The organism is Microvirga sp. P4_G7, from assembly GCF_056401005.1.
This window is the reverse complement of record NZ_JBFUKD010000297.1, coordinates 1-4,342: the sequence shown is the minus strand read 5'-3', so window position 1 is coordinate 4,342 and position 4,342 is coordinate 1. Positions and strand designations below refer to the sequence as shown.

At 62.3% G+C, this 4,342-nt stretch carries 6 protein-coding genes; all 6 read left to right on the top strand.

Annotated elements, in window-relative coordinates; translation table 11 throughout:
• Nucleotides 1–512 (top strand): enoyl-CoA hydratase-related protein (locus tag AC1DT3_RS13150; protein WP_477465699.1); only part of this gene is annotated, 512 nt, incomplete at its 5' end.
• Nucleotide 513: 1 nt separating this feature from the next.
• Entirely contained in the window at nt 514–1,716 is a 1,203-nt protein-coding gene (locus AC1DT3_RS13145) for an acyl-CoA dehydrogenase family protein (RefSeq protein ID WP_477465698.1), read from the top strand.
• A 12-nt stretch (nt 1,717–1,728) separates the two neighbouring features.
• Nucleotides 1,729–2,193 (top strand): acyl-CoA thioesterase, encoded by a 465-nt coding sequence (locus AC1DT3_RS13140; protein WP_477465697.1) that lies wholly within the window; start codon nt 1,729–1,731, stop codon nt 2,191–2,193.
• Nucleotides 2,184–2,633 carry a RidA family protein gene (locus AC1DT3_RS13135; protein ID WP_477465696.1) on the top strand — a complete coding sequence of 150 codons (450 nt, stop codon included), beginning with the start codon at nt 2,184–2,186 and terminating at the stop codon, nt 2,631–2,633. Before AC1DT3_RS13140 ends, AC1DT3_RS13135 begins: the two co-directional genes overlap by 10 nt.
• 42 nt (nt 2,634–2,675) lie before the next feature.
• Nucleotides 2,676–3,443, top strand: a complete 768-nt coding sequence (locus tag AC1DT3_RS13130) for an enoyl-CoA hydratase-related protein (protein WP_477465695.1) — start codon at nt 2,676–2,678, stop codon at nt 3,441–3,443.
• Between the two features lies 1 nt (nt 3,444).
• Nucleotides 3,445–4,342 (top strand): 3-hydroxyacyl-CoA dehydrogenase NAD-binding domain-containing protein (locus tag AC1DT3_RS13125; protein WP_477465694.1); only part of this gene is annotated, 898 nt, incomplete at its 3' end.

Below are 4,342 nucleotides of genomic sequence, written 5' to 3'. Positions count from 1 at the left end.
CGATGCGTGCCGCTCCCCAGCCCATTATCGCGGCCGTGGAAGGCATTTGTGCCGGTGCTGGTGCCATCGTCGCCATGGCATCCGATYTGCGTCTTGCCGCTCCCGGCGCCAAGGTGGGATTTTTGTTCAACAAGGTTGGCCTCGCGGGATGCGACATGGGCGCTTGCGCCATTCTTCCGCGCATCGTCGGCCAAGGTCGCGCATCCGAATTGCTGTATACCGGTCGCTTCATGAGCGCGGACGAGGGTGAGCGCTGGGGCTTCTTCAGCCGGATCGTCGACGCCGAGGATCTGGCGTCCGAAGCACAAGCACTCGCGCGAACGATCAGCAGCGGGCCAACCTACGCCAACGCCATGACAAAGCGCATGCTGGCGATGGAATGGGCGATGTCCGTCGAGGAAGCCATCGAGGCCGAAGCGGTTGCACAGGCCTTGTGTATGACGACGGAAGATTTCGCCCGCGCCTATCGCGCCTTCGCCGCCAAAGAAAAGCCGATCTTCCAGGGAGATTGATGTGATTGATGCGAGCTTTCTGGCCTGGCCATTCTTCGAGGAGCGTCACCGCCATTTCGCGACGGAGCTCGACGCCTGGGCCAAGACCGAAATACATGCGCTCGTCGACCATCACGATGCTGATGCGTCCTGCCGCCGGCTTGTGCGGACGCTCGGTGAGGCCGGGTGGCTGAGAGCCGCTGTCCCGGAAGCCTATGGCGGTCTCTATCCCTCCTACGATGTGCGCACTCTGTGCTTGGCCCGCGAGACTCTCGCCTATCAGGACGGACTCGCCGATTTTGCATTCGCCATGCAGGGGCTCGGAACAGGGCCGATCACGCTGTTTGGCTCTGAAGCCTTGAAGCAGCGCTATTTGCCTCCCGTGGCGCGCGGTGACGCACTCGCAGCCTTCGCCCTGTCGGAGCCTGAAGCGGGCTCGGACGTCGCTGCCATGAGCACGAGCGCGACGCCGGATGGTTCGGATCATGTGCGCATCGACGGCGTGAAGACCTGGATCTCGAACGGGGGCATCGCCGATCACTATGTGGTGTTCGTCCGCACCGGCGAGGCTCCCGGGGCGCGCGGATTGTCGGCGTTCGTCGTCGATGCCGATACACCTGGCCTGATCATCGAGGAACGCATCGACGTCATCGCACCCCATCCCTTGGCAACCCTGCGTTTCGATAATTGCCGCGTGCCCCTGACGCAGCGCCTCGGCGCTCCCGGTGAAGGGTTCAAGGTCGCCATGGCGACGCTCGACGTGTTTCGTTCCACCGTTGGCGCGGCCTCGCTCGGCTTTGCCCGCCGCGCGCTCGATGAAGCCCTGAAGCATGCCTCTTCGCGTCATCTGTTCGGCGCTCCTTTGTCCGATCTGCAGTTGACGCAGGCTGCTCTGGCGGAGATGGCGACTGCCGTCGATACCTCGTCTCTCCTTGTCTACCGTGCCGCATGGACGAAGGATCAGGGAGCCGATCGGGTGACCCGTGAGGCTGCAATGGCCAAGATGCATGCGACGGAATCGGCGCAGAGCGTCATCGACAAAGCCGTGCAAATCTTCGGTGGCCTCGGCGTCAAGAAGGGCGTCAAGGTCGAGGAACTGTATCGCGACATTCGGGCGCTGCGGATCTACGAAGGTGCGACCGAAGTGCAGAAGATCGTCATCGCGCGCGAGATGTTGAAAAACCTGTCCGCGATGCAAGCGCCTGCGAAGCAGGCCTCGCGATGAGGGAGGCTCGTCATGGATGAGTCGTCACGCGCGACGGGCGTCATTCCTCCACCGAGCGAGCGCGCCTGGCGGACRAACGCGGCCGTTCGCTTCTCCCATTGCGATCCCGCCGGTATCGTCTACTTCGCGCGCTATTTCGACATCATCAACGGTGTAATCGAGGACTGGTTCGGCGCGTCGCTCGGGATCGACTACCACGATGTCATCGGAAGGCGACGTATCGGGCTCGGCTACGTGAGCGCCAACGCCGATTTCTCGAAGCCGAGCATGATGGGCGATCGGCTGTCGTTCGCGGTCGTCGTGCACCGAATCGGGCGGACTTCGCTCACGCTTCATGTTCATGCACACCGAGACCGGGAACCCGTTCTCGTCGCTCGTCTCGTCATCGTGACGACTTCGCTAGAAACCCATCGTTCAATTCCGCTTCCCGATGACATTCGGGCGGCCGTCGAGCGTTACCAGGAGCATTGCCAGTGACCGCCGCCACAGGATCCCATCTCGGACCGATCGTCGACGACGGACCCGAAACCCTTCATCCCAAGAACTGGCCCGTGCCGAGGGGATACGCGAACGGCATGATGGGAGAGGGCAGGATCGTTCTCACAGGCGGCATCGTCGGCTGGGATGCCGCCGGCGTCTTCCCGGAAGGATTCGTTGCACAGGCAAAGCAGGCGCTCGAAAACATCTGCGCCATTCTGGCTGAAGGCGGCGCCGGTCCGCGCCACATCGCCCGGTTGACCTGGTATGTGGTGGATATCGAGGAATACCTCGCCGATCTGCGCGAACTCGGCCGCGCCTACCGCGCTGTGCTGGGGACGCACTACCCGGCGATGGCTCTTGTGCAGGTGACGCGACTGGTCGAGAAGGAAGCCCGCCTCGAGATTGAAGCGACTGCAATCGTTCAAAGCGCGAAGTAGACGCTTTCGCGCCGTCCGTCTTCGCAATGGGGAGACCTGTCGATGGAAGTTCAGGTTGAGCGGCGTCCTGATCATGTGGCGTTGATCCGCATCGATCGCCCGGAGGCGCGCAATGCTCTCAACGTGCCCATCCGCGAAGGTCTGGCGCACGCCTTCACCGAACTCGCTTCAGATGAAAGCGTGCGTTGCGCTGTGCTGACAGGCAGCGACAAGGTGTTTGTCGCCGGCGCCGACATCAAGGCGATGGCGGACGCTCATCCCATCGACATGATGTTGCGGGCAAACGAACGCAACTGGGCCCCGATCAAAGACTTTCCTAAACCGCTTATCGCCGCTGTCAGTGGTTTGGCGCTGGGCGGCGGATGCGAGTTGGCGATGCACGCCGACATCATCATTGCGGGCGAAAGCGCGCGCTTCGGTCAACCTGAGATCAAGCTGGGGATCCTTCCCGGCGCCGGTGGCACGCAACGGCTCGTGCGCGCTGTCGGCAAGTTCAAAGCGATGAAGATCCTTTTGACAGGCGATTTCCTGTCGGCGCGCGATGCGGAAGCGATGGGCCTGGTGACCGATGTCGTACCGGACGCCGACGTCCTTGATCGCGCCCTGGAAATGGCGCGAAGCATCGCGGTGATGCCCCCGCTCGCGGCTAGAAGGATCAAGGAGCTGGTTCTCCAGGGAGCCGACCTGCCGCTCGAATCCGCTCTTGGTCTCGAAAGAAGCGCGTTCCAACTGATGTTCGGAACAGCGGACCAGAAGGAGGGAATGCAAGCCTTCCTTGAAAAGCGCGCGCCGAACTTCAAAGGACGCTGATATGACCGTGGATGCTCAATGGCCCGATCTGACGATCGGCATCGTCGGTGCGGGTGTCATGGGACGCGGCATCGCGCAGATCGCGGCCGAAGCCGGAATGCAGGTCGTCATCGGCGACATGCGTCCGGATGCGGTCGCCGAAGCATTGTCTTTCTGCGCCGACATGATCCGTCGCAAAGCAACCAAGGGTGCGATTTCCCTTGACGATGCTGCGGCGGCCATCGCTCGCATGCGCGGCGCCGAAGTCGATCTCGCGACCTCCTATTCATCGTTCGCCGGTTGCCATGTGGTGATCGAGGCGGTCGTCGAGAAGCTGGACATCAAGCATCAGGTCATTGCGGAGCTGGAGGGCGTCGTCGACGATGCTTGCATCCTTGCAACGAACACGTCGTCCCTTTCGGTGACCAGCATCGCAGCGAAGGCCGCAAGGCCTGGGCGGATTGCCGGGTTTCACTTCTTCAATCCCGTACCCCTGATGCGTCTCGTCGAAGTGATCGGCGGCGTTCTGACGGAGGACGGCACACTCGCGAGCCTGGAAGCAATTGCACGCCGCATGGGGCATCGCCCGATCCGAACGAGCGATACGCCGGGCTTCCTCGTCAATCACGCCGGGCGCGCGTTCGGCACTGAAGCGTTGCGGATCATCTCGGAGGGCATCGCAGGCTTTGCGGACATCGACCGGATCATGACGGACAGTGTCGGCTTTCGCCTTGGACCTTTCGAGTTGTTCGACCTGACCGGTTTGGATGTTTCCCATCCCGTCATGGAATCGATCTATCGTCAGTACTATGAGGAACCACGCTATCGCCCCGCCGTCATCAGCGCTCAGCGCGTAGCGGCGGGCCTTTTCGGCCGAAAGTCGGGTCGCGGGTTTTACGATTATCAGGACGGCAAAGCGC